Raw genomic sequence first — 22,423 nt, 5'->3', positions numbered from 1 at the left:
ACCGGCCAGGGCGACCGGTTACCGCGACATCATGTTCATGCTGACGTTGTGCATCACCCACAGCGTGCCGAAGATCAGGATCAGCGCGGTGAGCACGGTGTAGCTGAACGCCATCACGTTCCAGCGCTGGCTGGACGACGTGTTCATGTGCAGGAAGCAGACGAGATGCACGACGATCTGCGCGAATGCGAGCACCGCGAGCGCGATGATCGCCGTCTTCGGCGGCAGCACGCCGCCCATCACGAGGCCGAACGACGCGGCCGTCAGCAGCACCGACAGCACGAAACCGGCGATGTAGCCGCCGGCCGTGCCGTGCGCGTCATCGTGGTGGATGAGTTCCGAATGGGCCATTTAGATCACGCTCGCGAGATAGACGAAGGAGAACACGCAGATCCAGACGATGTCGAGGAAGTGCCAGAAGAGGCTCAGGCAGGTGAGGCGCCGGAAGTCGCGCTCCGTCATGCCGGGCCCCCCCGCGATCTGCACAACGAGCACGACCATCCACAAGAGGCCGACCGCCACGTGCAGCCCGTGCGTGCCGACGAGCGCGAAGAACGCTGACAGGAATGCGCTGCGCTGCGGGCCCGCGCCTTCCGCGATCAGGTGCGAGAACTCGCGCAGTTCCATCGCGAGGAACGCGACGCCGAGCACGAACGTCACCGCGAGCCAGACGAACACCGTGCCGCGCCGGCGGCGCTGCGCGCCGAGCATCGCGAAGCCGTACGTGATGCTCGACAGCAGCAGCGCCGCCGTCTCGAGCGCGACGCCCGGAATGTCGAACAGGTCCTTCGCGGTCGGGCCGCCCGCGAACTGGTGGCCGAGCACCGCGAACGTCGCGAACAGCGACGCGAAGATCACGCAGTCGGTCATCAGGTACAGCCAGAAGCCGAACACCGAATGCGACGGCGGATGGTGGTGCGCCGCCGGATGACGGGCGGCGCCCGTGAGAGATTGATACGACATCAGTTCGCCTCCAGTTCGGCTTCCGGCGACGGCGCGCGCATCCGCACGCCTGCGCGTTGTTCCTCGATCTTGCGGACGGTATCCGCCGGAATGTAATAGCCTTCGTTGTCCTGCGCGCTGTACAGCACCACCGTCGCGACGATGCCGACGAGCGACGCGATCGCGAGCCACCAGATGTGCCAGACGAGCGCGAAGCCGAGCAGCAGGCTGAACACGCCGACGAACAGGCCGGCGCTCGTATTGGACGGCATGTGGATGTCCTGGTACGTGACGTTCTTGCCGAGCCCGATGCCGAGGCCCTTCGCCTTGCGATACGCGAGCTCGTCGAGTTCGTGCACGTCCGGAATCACCGCGAAGTTGTAGACGGCCGGCGGCGACGACGTCGCCCATTCGAGTGTGCGGCCGTTCCACGGGTCACCCGTCACGTCGCGATACTGCGACTGCGCGCGGTTGCGCCAGCCGACCCACACCGATGCGACCTGGAACACCACGCCGAGCGCGATCAGCGCCACGCCGAACGCGGCGGCGACCAGCCACGGATGCCACGCCGGGTTGTCGTAGTGGTTCAGGCGGCGCGTCATGCCCATGAAGCCGAGCACGTACAGCGGCACGAACGCGACGTAGAAGCCGGTGAGCCAGCACCAGAACGCGCGCTTGCCTTGCTTCTCGTCGAGCTTGAAGCCGAACACCTTCGGGAACCAGAAATGGACGCCCGCGAAATAGCCGAACACGACGCCGCCGATGATCGTGTTATGGAAGTGCGCAATCAGGAACAGGCTGTTGTGCAGCACGAAGTCCGCGCCGGGAATCGCCAGCATCACGCCCGTCATGCCGCCGAGCGTGAACGTCACCATGAAGCCGATCGTCCACAGCACCGGCACCGTGAACTCGACGCGCCCGCGGTACATCGTGAACAGCCAGTTGAAGATCTTCACGCCGGTCGGAATCGCGATGACCATCGTCATGATCCCGAAGAACGCGTTGACGTCGGCGCCCGAACCCATCGTGAAGAAGTGATGCAGCCACACGAGGAACGCGAGCACCATGATCACGCACGATGCATAGACCATCGTCTTGTAGCCGAACAGCGGCTTCTTCGCGAACGTGGCGATGACTTCCGAATAGATGCCGAACGCGGGCAGCACGAGGATGTACACCTCCGGATGCCCCCACGCCCAGATCAGGTTCAGGTACAGCATCGCGTTGCCGCCGGCATCGTTCGTGAAGAAGTGCATGTCGAGGTAGCGATCGAGACCCAGCAGCGCGAGCGCGACCGTCAGGATCGGGAACGTGGCCATGATCAGCACGTTCGAGCACAGCGCGGTCCACGTGAACACCGGCATCTTCATCAGCGTCATGCCCGGCGCGCGCATCTTGATGATCGTCACGAAGAAGTTGATCGACGTGATCAGCGTGCCGACGCCCGAGATCTGCAGCGCCCACAGGTAGTAGTCGACCCCGACGCCCGGGCTGAACTGCAGCTCCGACAGCGGCGGATACGCGAGCCAGCCCGTCTGCGCGAACTCGCCGATCACGAGCGAGATGTTCATCAGGATCGCGGCGACCGCCGTCATCCAGAAGCTCAGCGAGTTCAGGAACGGGAACGCGACATCGCGCGCGCCGATCTGCAGCGGCACGATCAGGTTGAAGAACGCGACCAGCAGCGCCATCGCCATGAAGAAGATCATGATCACGCCGTGCGCTGTGAAGACCTGGTCGTAGTGGTGCGGCGGCAGGTAGCCGGGGCCGTTGTACGCGAGCGCGAGCTGCAGCCGCATCATCACTGCGTCCGCAAAGCCGCGCAGCAGCATCAGCACCGCGACGACCAGGTACATCACGCCGATCTTCTTGTGATCGACCGACGTCAGCCATTCGCTCCACAGCCATTTCCACCGGCCGGTGGCCGTCAGCGCGGCGAGAATGCCCAGCACGACGAGCCCCATGAAGGCGCTCGCCCCCATGATGATGGGCTGATCGAACGGGATCGCCGAGAGTGTCAGTTTGCCGAACATGCGTTACCCCTTCGTCGTGCAGGCGGCGTCCTTCGGGTCGAGGACGTGGCCGTTGTTGTATTTCGCGATGATGTTGTGGAAGAGCTTCGGATCGACCGACGAGAAGTAGCGCACGGGCGCCTTCTCGCTCGGCTGCGCGACCGTGCCGTACGCGGTCATGTCGAGCCGGTCGGACGACGCCTTCACCTTCTGCACCCACGCGTCGAACTGCTCGCGCGGCTCGGCGAGCGTGCGGAACTTCATGTCGGAGAAGCCGCGGCCGCTGTAGTTGGCGGACACACCCGCGTAGGTGCCCGCCTCGTCGGCGATCAGGTGCAGGCGCGTCTGCATGCCGGCCATCGCATAGACCTGGCTGCCGAGCTGCGGGATGAAGAACGAATTCATCACCGAGTCCGACGTGATGCGGAAATTCACCGGCGTGCCGACCGGAATCGCGAGCTGGTTGACCGACGCGATACCGAGCTCCGGATAGATGAACAGCCACTTCCAGTCGAGCGCGACGACTTCGACGTCGATCGGCTTGACCGACGATTCGAGCGGCTTGTACGGGTCGAGCTCGTGCGTCGTCCGCCACGTGAGGATGCCGAGGAACAGGATGATCAGCGTCGGCACGGTCCAGATCACGACCTCGATCGCGGTCGAGTGCGACCACTCCGGCGCATACGTCGCGCTGCGGTTCGACGCGCGGTAGCGCCACGCGAAGTACAGCGTCAGCAGGATCACCGGCACGACGACGATCAGCATCGTCCACGTGGCCGTCGCAATCAGCGATTTCTCCGCGACGCCTACCGCGCCCTTCGGATCGAGCACATGAAGGTCGCTGCATCCGGCGAGTGCCGCCAGCAGCCCAATGGCGGGCGCCGCACGCGCTCCGCCGGTGATTCGTCCGATCATTGTTCGTTCGCCTGATTGTCGTTGAGAAGAACTGCTGGCCGCACGCCGCCATCACGCGACGCTTCCGGCCGCGGCGACCTGTGCGCGAACTGTACGGAAAATTGCCGCAGTGCAACTTGATGGCGGACAAACTTTGCCGAGGTGAGCGGGAAGCGCCCCAGGCGGGACGGGATGCCGTCGCCCGCGGCTGTCCGCGGCGGCTTATGGAGCAACGGATACGGGGCCGTCGCTCAAGTCCTGCGGATAGCGGACGGCGATGGCGGAACGGGGAGCATGACCGCGCTGCACCGCGACATGAGGGGCGCCGGCGCGCGGCGTCACGCTACGCCGTCGTCGACACCGATGCGCGTTGCGAGTGCGGTCTCGGCCGCAGAACGGCGCCCGCCGGAACCAGGAGAATGCGGAACGCCACGCGAATGCGCAGCGACGCAGGTTGGAGCCGACGCGTCGAATGACGCGTCGGCCGTGAAGACCGAACGGGGGCCGCGCGGTCGGCGGCTCGCGGGAGCGAGCGTTGCCGCCTCGGACCGCGAAGGAATCCGACGCGGCGAAGCGCTTCTGCCGGGCGTCAGTCGAACTGACGGAAATCCGGCTTGCGCTTCTCGAAGAACGCCGTCATCGCCTCGCGCGCTTCCGGCGCGCGCAGCATCGCGGCGAAATGCTTCGCTTCGTCGCCCATCCGCGCGGCGACGTCAATGCCGCCCGCATCCTTCAGCAGCGCCTTCGTCACGCGCAGCGACGAAGCCGGCAGCGCCGCGAGCTTCGCGGCCTGCTTCGCCGCGAATGCGTCGAGCTCGGCGGCCGGCAGCACGCGATTGACGATGCCGATCCGGTGCGCTTCGAGCGCATCGAACGCATCGCCGAGCAGCAGCTTCTCGGCCGCGACCTGATGGCCGGCCAGACGCGGCAGCAGCAGGCTCGACCCGGCTTCCGGGCACAGCCCGAGCTGCGCGAACGGCAGCGAGAACGTCGCGGTATCGGCCGCGTATACGAGATCGCAATGCAGCAGCATCGTCACGCCGACGCCGATCGCAATGCCCGGCACCGCGGCGACGATCGGCTTCTGTGCGCTGCTGATGCGTGCGAGAAACTGGAAGACCGACGCGGTCTCGTCCTTCGGCGGCGACTTCAGGAAGTCCTCGAGATCGTTCCCCGCGCTGAAATTGCCGTCGCTGCCGCGCAGCAGGATCGCGCGGACCGCCTTGTCCTCCTGCGCTTCGCCGAGCGCGTCGGCCATCGTCTGATACATCGCCGCCGTCAGCGCGTTCTTCTTCGCCGGGCGCGCGATCGTGATCGTCATCACGCCATTGGCGCGTTCCACCTGGATATCCGTCACAAGCGTCTCCTTTGACTTTCCTCTATCGGAATGAAAAAACGGTGCGCGAGCTCGTGGCCCGCGCACCGTCGCCGTTACCGTCCCGCCCCGCTTACAGGCGTTCGATGATGCCCGCGGCGCCCATGCCGGTGCCGACGCACATCGTCACCATCCCGTACTTCAGGTTGCGGCGGCGCAGGCCGTGCACGACGGTCGCGGCGCGGATCGCGCCGGTCGCGCCGAGCGGATGGCCGAGCGCGATCGCGCCGCCCATCGGGTTGACCTTCGACGGGTCGAGGCCGAGATCGCGAATCACCGCCAGCGACTGCGCGGCGAACGCCTCGTTCAACTCGATCCAGTCGAGATCGTCCTGCTTCAGGCCGGCGGCCTTCAGCGCGGCCGGAATCGCTTCCTTCGGGCCGATACCCATGATTTCCGGCGGCACGCCGCGCACCGCGAAGCTCACGAAGCGCGCGAGCGGCGTCAGGTTGAACTGCTTGAGCACCTTCTCCGACACGACGAGCAACGCACCTGCGCCGTCCGACGTCTGCGAGCTGTTGCCGGCCGTGACCGAACCCTTGTTCGCGAACACCGCGCGCAGCTTCGCGAGGCCTTCGAGCGACGTTTCCGCGCGCGGGCCTTCGTCGAGCGCGATCTCGCGCGTCTTCACGTCCACCGCGCCGGTCGCGAGGTTCGGGAAGCGCTCGGTGATCGTGTACGGCGCGATCTCGTCCTTGAACTCGCCGGCCTGCTGCGCGGCGAGCGCCTTCTTGTGCGACTCGACCGAGAACGCGTCCTGGTCCTCGCGGCTCACCTTCCACTGGTCGGCGACGCGCTCGGCGGTCAGGCCCATCCCGTATGCGATGCCGAAGTCCTCGCTGCGGTCGAAGATGTGCGGCGACATCGACGGCTTGTTGCCCATCATCGGCACCATGCTCATCGATTCGCAGCCGCCCGCGAGCAGCGCGTCCGATTCGCCGACGCGGATGCGGTCCGCCGCCATCGCGAGCGCGGTGATGCCCGATGCGCAGAAGCGGTTGACCGTCACGCCGCCGACCGTCTGCGGCAGGCCCGCGAGCAGCGCACCCATCCGCGCGACGTTCAGGCCCTGCTCGGCTTCCGGAATCGCACAGCCGATGATCGCGTCCTCGATCAGCTTCGTGTCGAACCCGGGCACCTGCGCGATCGCCGACTTGATCGCGTGGACGAGCAGCTCGTCCGGGCGCGTGTTCTTGAAGGCCCCGCGCGGCGCCTTGCCGATCGGCGTGCGGCTGGCGGCGACGATGTATGCGTCTTGCAATTGTTTGCTCATTTCAGACTCCTTGCCTTGTCGCTCGCTCAGTTGCGCACCGGCTTGCCGGTCTGCAACATGCCCATGATCCGTTCCTGCGTCTTCTGCGTGCCGAGCAGCTCGACGAACGCGCGGCGCTCGAGCGCCAGCAGCCATTCCTCGTCGACGAGGCTGCCCGCCTCGACGTCGCCGCCGCACACCGCTTCCGCGATGCGGCTCGCGATCAGGTAGTCGTGGTCGCTGATGAAGCGGCCGTCGCGCATGTTGACGAGCGATGCCTTGATCGTCGCGATCGCCGAACGCCCCGCGACCGGCACGTCCTTCGCCTTCAACGGCGCGCGGTAGCCGGTGTCGGCGAGCGCGCGCGCTTCCTTCTTCGCGGTGTCGAGCAGCTCGAACACGTTGAAGACGATCGTGTCGGACGGCTTCACGTAGCCCATCGCGCGCGCATCGTGCGCCGACGCCGACACCTTCGCCATCGCCGCGTTCTCGAACGACTTCGTGACGAACTTCAGGATGTCCGTGGTCGCGTTCGCGGCGGTAGCGGCATCCGCCGCGCGCAGCGCCGCTTCCTTCAGGCCGCCGCCCGCCGGCACGAGGCCGACGCCCACTTCGACGAGGCCGATGTAGCTCTCGACGTGCACGACGCGTTTCGCGCTGTGCAGCATCAGTTCGCACCCGCCGCCGAGCGCAATGCCCGACACGGCTGCGACGACCGGCACGTTCGCGTACTTCACGCGCATCATCCCGTCCTGGAACTTCTTCACGAACGGCTCGATGCCCGCAGCGCCCCCCATCATGAACGCCGGCATCGCCTCTTCGAGGTTCGCGCCCGCCGAGAACGGGCCGCCCGGCGCGCCGAGCTTCAGCGACGTCGGCTGCCAGATCACGACACCCTTGTAGTCCTTCTCCGCGAGCTCGATCGCCTGCACGAGACCGTCGATCACGCCCGGGCCGATCGTGTTCATCTTCGACTTGAACGACACGATCACGACGTCGTCTTCGCCCGCGCGATCATCGACCCACGCACGCACCGAGTCGGTCTCGAACAGCGTCTTGCCGTAGGTTTTCGGATCGGCGCCCGCTTCGCCGATGAGCGGCGCGCGGAACACCTGCTTCTTGTAGACGGCGAGGTCCGAACGCGGCACGAAGCGCGCCGCTGCCGGCGCCCACGAGCCTTCGGCCGTATGCACGCCGCCGTTCTCGGCCACCGGGCCTTCGAGCACCCACGACGGCAGCGGCACGTTCGCGAGCGCCTTGCCGGCCGCGATGTCTTCCTGCACCCACTCGGCAACCTGCTTCCAGCCGGCGGCCTGCCAGCCTTCGAACGGGCCTTCGTTCCAGCCGAAGCCCCAGCGGATCGCGAGGTCGACGTCGCGCGCGTTGTCGGCGATCGACTCGAGATGCACGCCGATGTAGTGGAACACGTCACGGAAGATCGACCACAGGAACTGCGCGTGCGGATGGTTCGTCTCGCGCAACAGCTTCAGGCGCTCGGCCGGCGGACGCTTCAGGATGCGGGCGACGGTCTCGTCGGCCTTCGCGCCCGAGTCGACATAGGTGCCCGTCTTCGCGTCGAGCACCTTGATCGCCTTGCCTTCCTTCTTGTAGAAGCCGCCGCCCGTCTTCTGGCCGAGCGCGCCCTGCTTCACCAGCTCGGCGAGCACGGCAGGCGTCTGGTAGACCGGGAAGAACGGATCGTCGGCGAGGTTGTCCTGCATCGTCTTGATCACGTGCGCCATCGTGTCGAGGCCGACCACGTCCGCGGTGCGGAACGTCGCCGATTTCGCGCGGCCGAGGCGGCTGCCGGTCAGGTCGTCGACTTCGTCGAAACGCAGGCCGAACTTCGCGGCCTCGGTGATCACCGCGAGGATCGAGAAGATGCCGACGCGGTTCGCGATGAAGTTCGGCGTGTCCTTCGCGCGCACGACGCCCTTGCCGACGACGCTCGTCAGGAACGTCTCGAGCTGGTCGAGGATCTCCGAACGCGTATGCGCGGTCGGGATCAGCTCGACGAGGTGCATGTAGCGCGGCGGATTGAAGAAGTGCACGCCGCAGAAGCGCGCCTTCAGCTCGTCCGAAAAACCTTCGGACAGCTTCGTGATCGACAGGCCCGACGTGTTGGTCGCGAAGATCGCGTTCGGCGCGATGTGCGGTGCGACCTTCTTGTACAGGTCGTGCTTCCAGTCCATCCGTTCGGCGATCGCCTCGATCACGACGTCGCACTCGGCGAGCTTCGCGATGTCGTCCTCATAGTTCGCCGCTTCGAGGTACTTCGCGTCTTCCTTCACGCCGAACGGCGCGGGCGACAGCTTCTTCAGGTTCTCGATCGCCTTCAGCGCGATCGCGTTCTTCGGGCCTTCCTTGGCCGGCAGGTCGAACAGCAGCACGGGCACGCGCGCGTTGACGAGATGCGCGGCGATCTGCGCGCCCATCACGCCGGCGCCCAGCACGGCCACCTTGCGAATGATGAAATTGCTCACGGGATGTCTCCGGATGATGCCGCGTAGCGCGGGAAGTGACAGCTACGCGGCGAAGTGAGTACCAGGAACCGTACCGGCCGGGCGGCACGCGGCGCATGCCGCCCGGCGCCACATCAGAACAGCGATTCGTCGACTTCCATCATCGTCTTCGAGCCGGCGCGCGCGGCGCGGATCGTCGACGCCGTCTCGGGCAGCAGACGCGCGAAATAGAAGCGTGCGGTCGCGAGCTTCGACTTGTAGAACGGATCGCCCGACGCTTCCTTGTCGAGCGCAAGGCGCGCCATGCGGGCCCAGAAGTACGAGAACACGAGGTGACCGACGGTGCGCAGGTACGGCACGGCGGCAGCACCCACTTCGTCCGGGTTCTGCATCGCCTTCATGCCGATTTCCATCGTCAGCTTCTGCACCTTGTCGCCGATGTCCGCGAGCGGGTTGACGAACTCGCCCATCTCCGGCTTCACGCCTTCCGCTTCGACGAAGTCCGACACGAGCTTGCCGAACTTCTTCAGCTTCGCGCCCATGTCGCCGAGCACCTTGCGGCCCAGCAGGTCGAGCGACTGGATCGAGTTCGTGCCTTCGTAGATCATGTTGATCCGCGCGTCGCGCACGTACTGCTCCATGCCCCACTCGGAGATGAAGCCGTGGCCGCCGTAGATCTGCATCGCGTGGTTCGTGCACTCGAACGCGTTGTCGGTCAGGAACGCCTTGATGATCGGTGTGAGCAGCGCGACGAGGTCGGCCGCTTCCTTGCGCACCGCTTCGTCGCCGTGCGACAGCTCCTTGTCGATCTGCAGCGCCGACCAGTACGTGAACGCGCGCGCGCCTTCCGCGTAGGCCTTCTGCGTGAGCAGCATGCGGCGCACGTCCGGGTGGACGATGATCGGGTCGGCCGGCTTGTCCGGTGCCTTCGGGCCCGTCAGCGAGCGCATCTGCAGGCGCTCCTTCGCGTACGTCAGCGAGTTCTGGTAAGCGACTTCCGTGAGGCCGAGGCCCTGCATGCCGACGCCGAGACGCGCGGCGTTCATCATCACGAACATCGCGTTGAGGCCCTTGTTCGGCTCGCCGACCATCCAGCCCTTCGCGTTGTCGAGGTTCATCACGCAGGTCGAGTTGCCGTGGATGCCCATCTTGTGCTCGATCGAGCCGCACTTGACACCGTTGCGTTCGCCGGGCTCGCCCGATGCGTCGGGGATGAACTTCGGCACGATGAACAGCGAGATCCCCTTCGTGCCTTGCGGCGCGTCCGGCAGGCGCGCGAGCACGAGGTGGATGATGTTCTTCGACATGTCGTGCTCGCCGCTCGAGATGAAGATCTTCGTGCCGCTGATCGAGTACGAGCCGTCGCCGTTCGGTTCGGCCTTGGTGCGCAGGATGCCGAGGTCGGTGCCGCAGTGCGGCTCGGTCAGGCACATCGTGCCCGTCCATTCGCCGGACACGAGCTTCGGCAGGTAGGCCTTCTGCAGCTCCGGCGCGCCGTGCGCGTGCAGGCATTCGTAGGCGCCGTGCGACAGGCCCGGATACATCGTCCATGCCTGGTTCGCGGAGTTCAGCATTTCGTAGAGCGCGTTGTTCACGAACGCGGGGAGGCCCTGGCCGCCGTAGTCGGGGTCGCAGCCGAGCGCCGGCCAGCCGGCCTCGACGTATTGCTGGTAAGCCTCCTTGAAGCCGGTCGGGGTCTTCACGACGCCGTCGCCGACGTACGTGCAGCCTTCACGGTCGCCCACCTGGTTCAGCGGGAACAGCACCTCGGAGCAGAACTTGCCCGCTTCTTCGAGGACCTGGTTGATCGTGTCGGCGTCGAGGTCCGCGTGCCGCGGCATTTGCTTGACCTCGGCTTCGACGTTCAGAAGCTCGTGCAACACGAATTGCATGTCGCGCAGCGGCGCGGCGTACTGTCCCATGACTCTCTCCAAAGGTGGGCAAACGGCTCGAGCTCCTGGCGGGCGGATCACGCGCCGCTAACGGCTCTCGCTCTGATACGAAACGATCGTCTTTTCCAGCGCGGCCCACGTGAGACGCACCGCATCCGGCAAATGCAGGAAGCGCGCGTCGTGATGCAGGCCGAGCGTGAAGCTGTACAGCTCGAAGAGCATCAGGTCCGGATCGGTATCCGCACGCAGGTGCCCTTCGTCCATCGCCTGCGAAATGGCGCGCAGCAACGCGGCACGCCAGGCGGTCACGCTCGCGATCAACTGCTCGCGCACGGGGCTGTCCGGCCGGTCGTCGTACTCGACGGCGCCGCTGATGTAGATGCACCCGGTCGTCACCTCCTGGATACGCTTCTCGATCCAGCGCGCCAGCATCGCCCGCAGACGCGGCAGACCGCGCGGCTCGCGCAGACTCGGAAAAAACACCTCGTTTTCGAAACGATGGTGATACTCGCGCACGACTTCCACCTGCAAGTCCTCGCGCGATCCGAAGTGCGCGAACACGCCGCTCTTGCTCATCTGCATGCGCTCGGCCAGAAGGCCGATCGTCAGCCCCTCCAGCCCGTCACGGCTGGCGAGGTCCAAAGCAGCTTCAAGTATCGCGGCACGCGTCTGTTCGCCTTTTCGCATAGCTTTTTCTGTCACCGTTCGGGGGTTCGAATAAAATCGAACGGCCGTACTATTATTGAGTGCGACCGTCCGCGAAACAAGGAAATTATTAGAAACTGGTGTCTAACCGAACCGCTATTTTGCGCGATTCGGACCGCGTTGGATGCGGTTTTCCGCACGAACGTGCGGACAGTTTTTGAAGCGAACGCTTAGTTATGAAGCGAACGCTTAGTCGTAGCTGCCGACCGTCAGCGCCTTCATCAATGTGCGGTAGGTCGTATAGGCGAGCCAGTTCAGCACGCGCTCCACGAGCGGGCGCGCCGCGTAGCGCGCCGGGTCGATCTCGCGGCCGTCGGCGAACGCTGCGGCGATCGCGTCGCGCAGCTCGTTCGTCACCGCGTCGTGCCGCACCAGCACGACATTGGCCTCATTGTTCAGCATCAGGCTCAGCGCGTCCAGATTCGACGAGCCGACCGTCGCCCAATTGTCGTCGATCACGGCGACCTTGCCGTGCAGCATCGTCTTGTCGTATTCCGCCACGCGCACGCCGGCGCGCAGCAGTGCGTGATAGAGGAACGGCACGGCGGTGTCGAGCGCCGCGAACTCCTTGCGGCCGATCAGGATCCGCACGTCGACGCCGCGCCGGGCTGCGCCCGTCAGCGCGCGGCGCAGCTTGCGGCCCGGCATGAAATACGGATTCGCGAGCAGGATCTGCTGCCGCGCCTGGCCGATCGCCGCGAGGTACGCCTTCTCGATCGCGCGGCGATTCACGACGTTGTCGCGCGCGACGAACGCGACGCTCGGCTCGGTCACGATCCGCAGCGCGCCGGCCTTGATCCAGCGGTGACTGCGCATCCAGCGGCGGAACATGTCGGGAAACGCGTCGCCGCCGCCGAGCCCCGCCGCATACTGCGCGTACGGCTTGTGGCCGAACCGGATCCGGTGCCATTGCAGCTCGAACGCGGCACGCACGTCGGAGACGACGGGCCCCGTCATCTCGACGCTGAAATCCCAGCGCGGATAGTCGAGCGTCGTGCCGTTCTGCGCGTAGTCGTCGACGATGTTGATGCCGCCGCAGAACGCATGCTCGCGATCGACGACCGCGAGCTTGCGGTGCGTGCGCGAGAAGCCGAAGCGGCCGAACAGGTAGCGGTTGTAGATGCAGTGCTCGATGCCCGCCGCCGCCCAGGTATCGAACAGCGGCAGGCGCGCGGTGCCGATGCCGTCGGTGATCACGCGCACGCGCACGCCGCGCTGCGCGGCGCGCATCAGCGCGTCGGACACGGGCCGTCCGGCCGCATCGTCGCAAAAGATGTAGGTTTCGAGCATCACGTGCTCGCGTGCGGCGTCGATCCGTTCGATCAATGCGCCGAAGAACGCTTCGCCGCCCTCGCACAGCCGGACCGTATTGCCGGACGTGAATGCAAGCCGCGACGCGGAGCCCCGCTCCTGCAGGAACATCTGCCGCAACTGCGCGAAGCGCTTGCGGGCGTCCGCGCTCATGCGTAGCCGGCGAGCGCCGCGCGGGCGGGCAATTGCAGGATCGCCTCGGCATTCGACGGCGAGAAGCAACGCGCGGCCGCCTCGAGATACGGCAGCCACGCATGGTCGACGTGCTCGCGCGGCGCGAGCGTCACGTCGAGCCGACGCGGCACGCACAGCCCGAACCAGTGCTCGGTATTGCGCGTGACGCCCGGCGCGTAGCGGTGCAGGTACTGCGGATAGATGCTGTATTCGATCCGGTGATGCCAGTCGACGAGCGCGCTCGCTGGCACGTCCGGACTGCCGACCACGATGCCCGTTTCCTCGGCCACTTCGCGCGCGGCGGTGACGGCAAGCGGCTCGTCGAGCGTGTCCTTCGACCCGGTGACCGACTGCCAGAAATCGGGCTGGTCGGCACGCTTGATCACCAGCACGTCGAGCGCGGGGGTATAGATCACGACGAGAACGGATTCGGGAATTTTCGGCGACTTCGTCATTTTTGTTTCATACGGCACGACGCCGCGCGCCGGGTGGCTCGGGCAGCACGGCAGGTGCTGCGACTGTACCGCAAAAAGCGAAAAAGGCGCACCACGGCGCCTTTTTCGTTGCGTCGTGTGCGCGTCGCCGCACACACGAACGGATGCGAAAGCGCGTTACGCCTTCGGCTGCTCCGGCTGACGCAGACGGATGTGCAGTTCGCGGAGCTGCCGCTCGTCGACCGGGCTCGGCGCCTGCGTGAGCAAGTCCTGCGCACGCTGGGTTTTCGGGAACGCGATCACGTCGCGGATCGAATCGGCGCCCGCCATCATCGTGACGATGCGGTCGAGACCGAACGCGATGCCGCCGTGCGGCGGCGCGCCGTATTGCAGCGCGTCCAGCAGGAAGCCGAACTTCGCCTGCGCCTCTTCGGCACCGATCTTCAGCGCACGGAACACCTTGCTCTGCACTTCCTCGCGGTGGATACGCACCGAGCCGCCGCCGATTTCCCAGCCGTTCAGCACCATGTCGTACGCCTTCGCGAGGCAGCGGCCCGGGTCCGTCTCGAGGTACGCGAGATGCTCGTCCTTCGGGCTCGTGAACGGGTGGTGCGCGGCGACGTACCGCGCATCCTCGTCGTCGTATTCGAACATCGGGAAGTCGACGACCCACAGCGGCTTCCAGCCCGCCTCGACGAGGCCGTTCGTCTTGCCGAACTCCGAGTGGCCGATCTTCAGGCGCAGCGCGCCGAGGCTGTCGTTGACGACCTTCGCGCGGTCGGCCGCGAAGAAGATGATGTCGCCGTCTTCAGCGCCGGTGCGCTCGAGGATCGCCGCGATCGACGCGTCGTGCAGGTTCTTGACGATCGGGCTCTGCAGGCCGTCACGGCCCTTCGCCTTCTCGTTGACCTTGATCCACGCGAGGCCCTTCGCGCCGTAGATGCGCACGAATTCCGTGTAGCCGTCGATGTCGCCGCGCGACAGCTCGGCGCCCTTCGGCACGCGCAGCGCCGCGACGCGGCCGTCCTTCGCGTTGGCCGGCGTGCTGAACACCTTGAAGTCGACGTCCTTCATCGCGTCGGTCAGCTCGGTGAACTCGAGCTTCACGCGCAGGTCCGGCTTGTCCGAGCCGAAACGCGCCATCGCTTCCGAGTACGGCATGACCGGGAACGTCGCATCCAGCTCGACGTCGATCGTCGTCTTGAAGATGTGACGGATCATGTCCTCGAACAGGTCGCGGATTTCCTGCTCGCCGAGGAACGACGTCTCGCAGTCGATCTGCGTGAATTCCGGCTGGCGGTCGGCACGCAGGTCCTCGTCGCGGAAGCACTTGGTGATCTGGTAGTAGCGGTCGAAGTTCGCGACCATCAGCAGTTGCTTGAACAGCTGCGGCGACTGCGGCAGCGCGAAGAACTGGCCCGCGTTCACGCGCGACGGCACGAGGTAGTCGCGCGCGCCTTCCGGCGTGCTCTTCGTCAGCATCGGCGTCTCGATGTCGATGAAGCCCTGCCCGTCGAGGTACTTGCGCGCCTCGATCGCGACGCGGTAGCGCAGGCGCAGGTTGTGCTGCATCTGCGGACGGCGCAGGTCGAGCACGCGATGCGTGAGGCGCGTCGTTTCCGACAGGTTGTCGTCGTCGAGCTGGAACGGCGGCGTGACCGACGCGTTCAGCACGTTCAGCTCGTGGCACAGCACTTCGATCTTGCCGCTCTTCAGGCCCGCGTTGACCGTGCCTTCCGGGCGGTTGCGCACGAGGCCCTTCACCTGGACGCAGAACTCGTTGCGCACGCCTTCGGCAGTCGCGAACATCTCCGCGCGGTCCGGATCGCACACGACCTGCACGAGGCCTTCACGATCGCGCAGGTCGATGAAGATCACACCGCCGTGGTCGCGGCGGCGCTGCACCCAGCCGCACAGCGACACGGTTTGGCCCAGCAGGTGTTCGGTCACGAGACCGCAGTATTCAGTTCGCATCGACATGATGTTTGCTTTCGTTCGGTTTGATCAACGGGCGCCGCAACGCGCGGCCCGGGCAATGATTTACAGCGGCGGCTCGACGGGGCGGCGGGCGGGCGCCGGGGCCGGCGCCGGGGGCGCCACCACGCCCATCGAGACGATGTACTTCAGCGCGGCATCGACCGACATGTCGAGTTCGATGACTTCGCTTTTCGGCAGCATCAGGAAGAAGCCGGACGTCGGGTTCGGCGTCGTCGGGATATACACGCTCACGTATTCTTCCGTCAGATGATTGAGCACGTCGCCGCCGGGCGTGCCGGTCAGGAACGCGATCGTATACGAGCCGCGGCGCGGGTACTCGATCAGGAGCGCCTTGCGGAACGCATTGCCGCTGCTCGACAGCAGCGTGTCCGACACCTGCTTGACGCTCGTGTAGATCGGCCCGACGACCGGGATGTGACGCACGACCGCGTTCCACCACGTGACGAGCTTCTGGCCGATGAAGTTCTGCGTCGCGAGCCCGACGACGAAGATGAACGCGAGCGTCAGCACCGCGCCGATCCCCGGCAGGTGGAAGCCGAGCACCCGCTCCGGCTGCCACGATTCCGGCAGCAGGAGCAGCGTCTGGTCCATCGTGCCGATGATGAGGCCGAGCACCCACAGCGTGATCGCGAGCGGGACGAGAACCAGCAGGCCGGTCAGAAACACCGATTTCAGGGTCGTCTTTTTCATCATCTGCCGTCAATGTGCCGCACCGGTGGCGCGGCGTGAGCGCGGCCCGGCAGGGCCGCGACAGTCAACTGGTTGCAGCGGGCGTCGCGGCCGGCGCAGGCGTGGCCGCCGCCGGTGCGGCGCTCGCCGCGCCGTCCGATCCGGACGACGCTCCGGCCGCCGGTGCAGCAGCCGGCGCCGCCGCATCGCCCGACGCAGTGGCCGGCGCGCTGGTGCCGCCCGAGCCGCCACGGAAATCGGTGACATACCAACCCGAGCCCTTCAACTGGAAGCCCGCGGCAGTGACCTGCTTGCGAAATGCATCCTTCCCGCATTCGGGACACTGCGACAGCGGCGCGTCGCTCATCTTCTGGAGCACATCCTTCGCGAAACCGCACGCTTCGCATCGATAGGCGTAGATCGGCATGATATTTTTCCCGCAGAAACTGGAAACGGCTTGCAAAACCTTGAATTATAGCCGAAACCCCGACGCGCCCCGGCAACCGCCGCGACGTGCCGGCGTCAACGGCGGCGCCACGTGAGCCAGCGCTCGCGCCCCTCGAACACGGGCAGCGAATCGGCGACCGGCAGATCCTCGATCAGCTCGAAGTTCGACCCGAGCAGCGCGTCGAGTTCCGCGCGGTCGATGCCGAACGGCGGCCCTTTCAGCTTGTCCATCACGAAGAAGTAGCCGGCGAGCAGCGCACCCGCGGGCAGCAGCTCGGCCATCTTCGCCGCGTAGTCGGCACGCCGGGCGGGCGGCAGCGCGCACAAGAAGGCACGCTCGTACACCCACTGCACGTCGAACGGCGGCCGATACGCGAAGAAATCGGCCTGCTCGACCACGCCCGCGTGCGCACCGAGCTGCGCCTGCGCGGCCGCGACCGCCTGCGCGGCAAAATCGATCGCGCGCACGGGCCAGCCGGCCTGCGCGAGCCACCCCGCTTCCTGCGCGCTGCCGCAGCCGGGAATCAGCACCGCGCATGCGTCGCGCCGGCTCGCGAACGCGCGAAAGCCGTCGGGCACGCCGCCGAATTCCCACGGCGTCACGCCGCGCGCGAAGCGCTCATCCCAGAACGACGCGTCGCCCGGGTCGCGCGTCGAAAAATCCGCAGCGCTCGGCGCGGCCGGTGCATTCTCGCGGGTCGGGTCGGACATCGCCGTGCCTCCTTGGTTTCGGTCAGGTGCCGTAGGCCAGCGCGAGCAGCACGCGCGCGACCAGCGCGCCGACGCCCACGGCCAGGCCAAAGATCAGCAGCGCCTGCAGCAGCCGGTTGGTGCGCTTCTGCTCGACCAGGATCTGCCGCATCAGGTCCTCGCTCGCGGCGCGCGGCGCGTCGTGGCGCGCGGCAATCGCATGGTGGATCAGGCGCGGCAGCTGCGGCAGCGTCTTGCTCCACTGCGGCGCCTCGACCTTGAAGCGCTCGTACCAGCCGCGCAGGCCGATCTGCTCGGTCATCCAGCGCTCGAGATACGGCTTCGCGGTTTTCCACAGATCGAGTTCCGGATCGAGCGAGCGGCCGAGCCCCTCGACGTTCAGCATCGTTTTCTGCAACAGCACGAGCTGCGGCTGGATCTCGACGTTGAAGCGGCGCGACGTCGAGAACAGGCGCATCAGCACCTGGCCGAGCGAGATGTCCTTCAGCGCTCGGTCGAAATACGGCTCGCACACCGCGCGAATCGCGCTTTCGAGCTCCTCGACGCGCGTGTCCGGCGGCACCCAGCCCGACTCGAGGTGGAGCGTCGCGACGCGATGGTAGTCGCGCTTGAAGAACGCAAGGAAGTTCTGCGCGAGGTAGTTCTTGTCGAAATCGGACAGCGCGCCGACGATCCCGAAATCGAGCGCGACATAGCGGCCGAAGGTGTTCGGATCGAGGCTCACCTGGATGTTGCCGGGGTGCATGTCCGCATGGAAGAAACCGTCGCGGAACACCTGCGTGAAGAAGATCTCGACGCCTTCGCGCGCGAGCTTCTTGATGTCGACGCCCGCTGTGCGCAGCGTCTCGACCTGGCTGATCGGCACGCCGGACATGCGCTCCATCACGAGCACGGTCGACGTCGAGAAATCCCAGAACATCTCCGGCACGAGCAGGAGGTCGAGGCCCGCGAAGTTGCGGCGCAGCTGGCTGCCGTTCGCCGCCTCGCGCATCAGGTCCAGCTCGTCGTGCAGGTACTTGTCGAATTCGGCGACGACTTCGCGCGGCTTCAGGCGCCGGCCGTCGGCCCACACGCGCTCGGTCCATATCGCGATGTCGCGCATCAGCGCGAGATCGGAATCGATCACGCCCAGCATGTTCGGCCGCAGCACCTTCACTGCGACCGCCTTGCCCGCGTGCGTGCCCAGCTTGAGTTTCGCGAAATGCACCTGTGCGATCGACGCGCTCGCGACCGGCTCGCGCTCGAATTCGTCGAACAGCTCGTCGACCGGCGCGCCGAGCGACTTCTCGATGATCGAGATCGCGACCGTCGAATCGAACGGCGGCACCTGGTCCTGCAGCTTCGCGAGTTCGTTCGCGAAATCGACCGACAGCAGGTCGCGGCGCGTCGACAGTACCTGGCCGAACTTCACGAAGATCGGGCCGAGGCTCTCGAGCGCGCGGCGCAGCCGCACGGCGGGCGGATCGGAGTAGCGGCGGCCGATCGTCGTGATGCGCAGCAGCAGCTTCACGCGCCGGTCGTCGATCCGGGACAGCATCACCTCGTCGAGGCCGAAGCGGATGACGGTGTAGAGAATCTTGATGAAACGGAAAATACGCATGCCCGGCGGCCCTCAGTGCGTGCCGCGCGGGCTGCCGCCCGTGCGCACGCCGTTTTTTTGTTCGAGTCGCTCGACCCGCTTCTCGACCCGGGCGAGCGCGTCCCGCGCGCGCGCCAGTTCGGCGTCGAAGTCCGCGAGCGATGCACGCCGGACGACTTGCGGATTCTCGTCGAGCCAATACTCGGCAAGCGAATCGAGCACATTGCGGCCGGTGCGGCGCGCGCGCGCGCCGGCGTCGCGCACGACCGTCGCGATCCGGTGCGCCGCCGCGTCGCCGACCAGCTTCGCGAGATCTTCTTCCGGTTCCCAGCGCAGATGCTCGGCGAGCTTCGCGATCTGCGTCGCGAACTCCGCGTCGCCCTCGATCTTCACGTGCTTCATCACGGCCGCTTGCCCGCCCTGCAGGAACGTGGCGACCGTGTCGCCGGCGAGCGCGATCGATACGTCGACCTGTTGCGCGTCCTGCGCATCGACGGCGCAGAGATAGCCGTCCGGCTGCACCAGCAGCGTGAGCGTCACGGGCGGCACATCGAGTCGGGCGGTCTTGCCCGCGTAGGGAATCAGGCGGTCACGCGCCCAGGATTCACGCGCGAGCAGATGATTGACAGCAGCTGCAAAAGGCTTGGCGGCAAAGGTCATCGGGCTGGGAAAGAAAAAACCCGCGCGGGCCGGACGCCCACGCGGGTTTCTATTGTAACGTCGGATCGGCTGAGGCCCGCGTCCGACCGCACGCCCGAGCGGCAAGCGGTCGCAGCGGCGCTGTCCGCGGCGGCCCGGCCAGAGGACCGCGCCGCCGCCCGGCGCTCAATGCGTATTGAGCTGCTGGATGCCCGCGAGCAACCAGCCCTGACCGCCCGACTTCGACAGGTTCCAGACTTCGTCGAACGGTGCGGCCGGCGCACTCGCCGATTCGCGGATCAGGCCGTGGAAGCGGACGCTCGCCGACTGCTCGATGCCGCGGTCCTCGATCGCGACCAGCTCGGCGTCGAGCTGCACGACGTCGGTCTGGTTCGCTTCGCTGCCGCGCGAGTCGAGGTCGATCTTGATCTCGGCGAACATTTCCGGCGTCGTAAACTCGCGGATGTCGGCCAGGTTGCCCTGGTCCCACGCGGCCTGCAGCCGCACGAAGGAGACCTTCGCGCTGCGCAGGAACGCTTCCGTGTCGAAGCCGGCCGGCACCTGCAGCGGCGCTGCCGCCGCGCCCGCCGCCACGCCTGCCGCCGCGCCGCCGCCGAACACGCTCTGCGCCTCGTTCGCGTAGCTGCTGCCGTTGCCGGACTGGAACGACTGGCCTTGCGCGTAGCCGCCCGACGCCGACGCCGAACTGCCCACCGAGTACGCCGGCTCGTTCGTGCGGCGGCGGTTCATGATCTTGCGGATTACCCAGATGCCGATCATCGCGAGCAGCGCGATCACGATCAGGTTCGACATCATCCCGGCGAACGCCTCGCCGAGGCCGAAGTGCGACAGCAGCGCCGCGATGCCGAGACCGGCCGCGAGGCCGGCGATCGGCCCGAGCCAGCGCGAGCGGTTCGGCTGCGCGGCGGGCGCCGGCGCGGCCGGCTGCGCGCGCTGCGCCTGCGACGGCGCGGCCTGCTGCATCGGCTGCTGCGCGGGCGGCGTGGCCTGACGCTGCGTGACGGTGGAGGACTGGCGGCCGATGCTGCGCCCGCCGCCCATCCGCTTGGCTTCCGCGTCGAGCGATGCGAACGTGCCGGCCGTCAGCAGGCCGACCATCAGCAGCGTGCCGAGCCGTCGAGCCCACGGCTTCGACGGCTTGCTACGGTTGAACAACGAACGCGATTGGGACATCAGCATCTCCAGATGTAAGACGAATGTATGGAAAGAACCCCTTAGTACTTGGTTCCGAGGTGTAACGCTACCACGCCACCTGACAAATTGTAATATTTGACGGCATCGAGGCCCGCTTGTTCCATCATCGTCTTCAGCGTGTCCTGGTCGGGGTGCATCCGGATAGATTCAGCAAGATACCTGTAACTGTCGGCATCTTTCGCGAACTTGTCGCCAAGCCACGGTAATACTTTGAAAGAATACAGATCGTACGCTTTTTTCAGCGGCTCCCAGACTTTCGAGAATTCGAGCACCATCACGCGCCCGCCCGGCTTCGTGACGCGGCGCATCTCGGCGATCGCGGCGTCCTTGTGGGTCATGTTGCGCAGCCCGAACGCAACCGTGACCACGTCGAAGTAGTTGTCCGGAAACGGAATTTTCTCGGCGTCGCACAGCAGCGACGGGGTCACGACGCCCTTGTCGAGCAGGCGGTCACGGCCGACCCGCAGCATCGATTCGTTGATGTCGGTGTGCCAGACCTCGCCCGTCGGCCCGGCGGCCTTCGCGAACGCCTTGGTCAGGTCGCCTGTGCCGGCCGCGATGTCGAGCACCTTGTAGCCGGGGCGCACATTCGCCTGCGCGATCGTGAATGCTTTCCACGCGCGGTGCATGCCCGCCGACATCAGGTCGTTCATCAGATCGTAGTTGCTCGCGACCGAATGGAACACGCCCGCCACTTTCTTCGCTTTTTCGTTTTCCTCGACGCTTTCGAAGCCGAAGTGGGTTTTGCTCATCGCGTTGATCCTCAGTATAAAGGCAAGACGGCGCCGAGAGCCGGCGCCGTCGTTCAGTGGCAGTGGCCGTGCGGCGTGCCCGCCGCCGGCATCGGGGCATCGCGATCGACGCCCGCCGCCTTCAGTTTGTCGAAATAGTCGCGCCATAGCGCATCCTGGTGCGTGGCCAGCTCGTACAGCAGGTCCCACGAGTAGATGCCGGTCGAATGGCCGTCGGAGAAGGTCGGCTGCAGCGCGTAGTTGCCGACGCCCTCGAGCGCGGTGATCGACACGTCGCGCTTGCCGGTCTGCAGGGTTTCCTGCCCCGGCCCGTGGCCGCGCACCTCGGCCGACGGCGAATAGACGCGCATCAGCTCGAACGGGATCCGGTAGTTCTCGCCGTTCGGATACTGCAATTCGAGCACGCGCGACACCGCGTGCACGACGACGCCCGACGGAATCGGGGTCGTGGAAGTCAAACCGCTCATGGCTGCCTCGAATCGGTCAGTCGTTGAATCTCTTCGCGCACCGCATTGTGCAGCAGCGACGCCTGCGCGGCGCGTTGGCGCAACAGCGCCTCGGACACGCTGCGCTGCCGCGGCGCCCAGACGGGCTGCGGGAAATGCGCGTCGTTCGAGAAGCGCGGGATCACGTGCCAGTGCACGTGCGGCACCACGTTGCCGAGGCTCGCGAGGTTCACCTTGTTCGGCTGCATCACGCGCCGCACCGCGCGCTCGACTGCGCAGACGACGTCCATCACGCGGGTGCGCTCGGCCTCGCCGAGATCGGAGAACTCGGCGACGTGCGCGCCCCAGATCACCCGGCAGAAGCCCGGGTAGTCGTGCTCGCCCGTCGCGAGGACGACGCGCAGCGCGTCGTCCTGCCAGAGCAGCTCGCCACCGTCTTCACGGCAAAACACGCAATCCATTGTCGCTCCCCTGTGTCGATGAGAGTAAGCGCTTCAGCGCTTGCTCTCATCCC

21 protein-coding genes are annotated in these 22,423 nt (G+C 66.4%); all 21 read right to left on the bottom strand.

What is annotated here, in order from left to right; all coding sequences use genetic code 11:
* Window positions 1-18 precede the first annotated feature (18 nt).
* The gene (cyoD, locus tag ACV229_RS35070) at window positions 19-351 is read right to left on the bottom strand and encodes a cytochrome o ubiquinol oxidase subunit IV (protein WP_448087657.1); all 333 of its coding nucleotides are present in this window, start codon (window positions 349-351) and stop codon (window positions 19-21) included.
* On the bottom strand, window positions 352-963 hold the full coding sequence (gene cyoC, locus ACV229_RS35065) for a cytochrome o ubiquinol oxidase subunit III (RefSeq protein WP_448087656.1): 612 nt from the start codon (window positions 961-963) through the stop codon (window positions 352-354).
* Window positions 963-2,975 carry a cytochrome o ubiquinol oxidase subunit I gene (gene cyoB, locus ACV229_RS35060; protein WP_448087655.1) on the bottom strand — a complete coding sequence of 671 codons (2,013 nt, stop codon included), beginning with the start codon at window positions 2,973-2,975 and terminating at the stop codon, window positions 963-965. Before cyoB ends, cyoC begins: the two co-directional genes overlap by 1 nt.
* Before the next feature lie 3 nt (window positions 2,976-2,978).
* Window positions 2,979-3,869, bottom strand: a complete 891-nt coding sequence (gene cyoA / locus ACV229_RS35055) for a ubiquinol oxidase subunit II (protein ID WP_448087654.1) — start codon at window positions 3,867-3,869, stop codon at window positions 2,979-2,981.
* 568 nt (window positions 3,870-4,437) lie between these two features.
* Complete coding sequence (locus tag ACV229_RS35050; protein WP_448087653.1) at window positions 4,438-5,205, bottom strand: enoyl-CoA hydratase; 768 nt, start codon at window positions 5,203-5,205, stop codon at window positions 4,438-4,440.
* Window positions 5,206-5,296: 91 nt separating this feature from the next.
* A complete protein-coding gene (locus ACV229_RS35045) occupies window positions 5,297-6,496 on the bottom strand; it encodes an acetyl-CoA C-acyltransferase (protein ID WP_448087652.1) in 1,200 nt (399 codons plus the stop codon).
* 26 nt (window positions 6,497-6,522) lie between these two features.
* Window positions 6,523-8,958, bottom strand: coding sequence for a 3-hydroxyacyl-CoA dehydrogenase/enoyl-CoA hydratase family protein (locus tag ACV229_RS35040; protein WP_448087651.1), 2,436 nt, complete (start codon window positions 8,956-8,958; stop codon window positions 6,523-6,525).
* A gap of 113 nt (window positions 8,959-9,071) precedes the next feature.
* The gene (locus ACV229_RS35035; RefSeq protein ID WP_448087650.1) at window positions 9,072-10,859 is read right to left on the bottom strand and encodes an acyl-CoA dehydrogenase C-terminal domain-containing protein; all 1,788 of its coding nucleotides are present in this window, start codon (window positions 10,857-10,859) and stop codon (window positions 9,072-9,074) included.
* Between the two features lie 57 nt (window positions 10,860-10,916).
* Window positions 10,917-11,516 (bottom strand): TetR/AcrR family transcriptional regulator, encoded by a 600-nt coding sequence (locus ACV229_RS35030; RefSeq protein WP_448087649.1) that lies wholly within the window; start codon window positions 11,514-11,516, stop codon window positions 10,917-10,919.
* Between the two features lie 207 nt (window positions 11,517-11,723).
* Entirely contained in the window at window positions 11,724-12,998 is a 1,275-nt protein-coding gene (clsB, locus tag ACV229_RS35025) for a cardiolipin synthase ClsB (protein ID WP_448087648.1), read from the bottom strand.
* A complete protein-coding gene (gene nudB, locus ACV229_RS35020) occupies window positions 12,995-13,474 on the bottom strand; it encodes a dihydroneopterin triphosphate diphosphatase (protein ID WP_448087647.1) in 480 nt (159 codons plus the stop codon). The genes clsB and nudB overlap by 4 nt, the downstream gene beginning before the upstream one ends.
* Window positions 13,475-13,630: 156 nt before the next feature.
* Window positions 13,631-15,433 carry an aspartate--tRNA ligase gene (gene aspS / locus ACV229_RS35015; protein ID WP_448087646.1) on the bottom strand — a complete coding sequence of 601 codons (1,803 nt, stop codon included), beginning with the start codon at window positions 15,431-15,433 and terminating at the stop codon, window positions 13,631-13,633.
* 60 nt (window positions 15,434-15,493) lie between these two features.
* Window positions 15,494-16,144, bottom strand: a complete 651-nt coding sequence (locus tag ACV229_RS35010; protein ID WP_175685210.1) for a DUF502 domain-containing protein — start codon at window positions 16,142-16,144, stop codon at window positions 15,494-15,496.
* 61 nt (window positions 16,145-16,205) lie between these two features.
* Window positions 16,206-16,547: an FmdB family zinc ribbon protein gene (locus tag ACV229_RS35005; RefSeq protein ID WP_448087645.1), complete on the bottom strand. Its 342-nt coding sequence runs from the start codon at window positions 16,545-16,547 to the stop codon at window positions 16,206-16,208.
* A gap of 95 nt (window positions 16,548-16,642) precedes the next feature.
* Window positions 16,643-17,278: an SAM-dependent methyltransferase gene (locus ACV229_RS35000; protein WP_448087644.1), complete on the bottom strand. Its 636-nt coding sequence runs from the start codon at window positions 17,276-17,278 to the stop codon at window positions 16,643-16,645.
* Between the two features lie 22 nt (window positions 17,279-17,300).
* Complete coding sequence (ubiB, locus tag ACV229_RS34995) at window positions 17,301-18,878, bottom strand: ubiquinone biosynthesis regulatory protein kinase UbiB (RefSeq protein ID WP_448087643.1); 1,578 nt, start codon at window positions 18,876-18,878, stop codon at window positions 17,301-17,303.
* Window positions 18,879-18,890: 12 nt separating this feature from the next.
* Complete coding sequence (locus tag ACV229_RS34990) at window positions 18,891-19,517, bottom strand: ubiquinone biosynthesis accessory factor UbiJ (protein WP_448077180.1); 627 nt, start codon at window positions 19,515-19,517, stop codon at window positions 18,891-18,893.
* A 165-nt stretch (window positions 19,518-19,682) separates the two neighbouring features.
* The gene (locus ACV229_RS34985; protein WP_448087642.1) at window positions 19,683-20,690 is read right to left on the bottom strand and encodes a Tim44 domain-containing protein; all 1,008 of its coding nucleotides are present in this window, start codon (window positions 20,688-20,690) and stop codon (window positions 19,683-19,685) included.
* Between the two features lie 41 nt (window positions 20,691-20,731).
* A complete protein-coding gene (gene ubiE / locus ACV229_RS34980) occupies window positions 20,732-21,463 on the bottom strand; it encodes a bifunctional demethylmenaquinone methyltransferase/2-methoxy-6-polyprenyl-1,4-benzoquinol methylase UbiE (RefSeq protein WP_448087669.1) in 732 nt (243 codons plus the stop codon).
* Between the two features lie 53 nt (window positions 21,464-21,516).
* Window positions 21,517-21,930, bottom strand: coding sequence for a gamma-butyrobetaine hydroxylase-like domain-containing protein (locus ACV229_RS34975; protein WP_448077177.1), 414 nt, complete (start codon window positions 21,928-21,930; stop codon window positions 21,517-21,519).
* A complete protein-coding gene (locus ACV229_RS34970) occupies window positions 21,927-22,370 on the bottom strand; it encodes an HIT family protein (RefSeq protein ID WP_448087641.1) in 444 nt (147 codons plus the stop codon). The genes ACV229_RS34975 and ACV229_RS34970 overlap by 4 nt, the downstream gene beginning before the upstream one ends.
* Between the last annotated feature and the right edge of the window lie 53 nt (window positions 22,371-22,423).

Source organism: Burkholderia sp. MR1-5-21 (assembly GCF_053427715.1).
The sequence above is the reverse complement of the archived record's forward strand: the minus strand, read 5'-3'. Positions and strand labels throughout refer to the sequence as shown.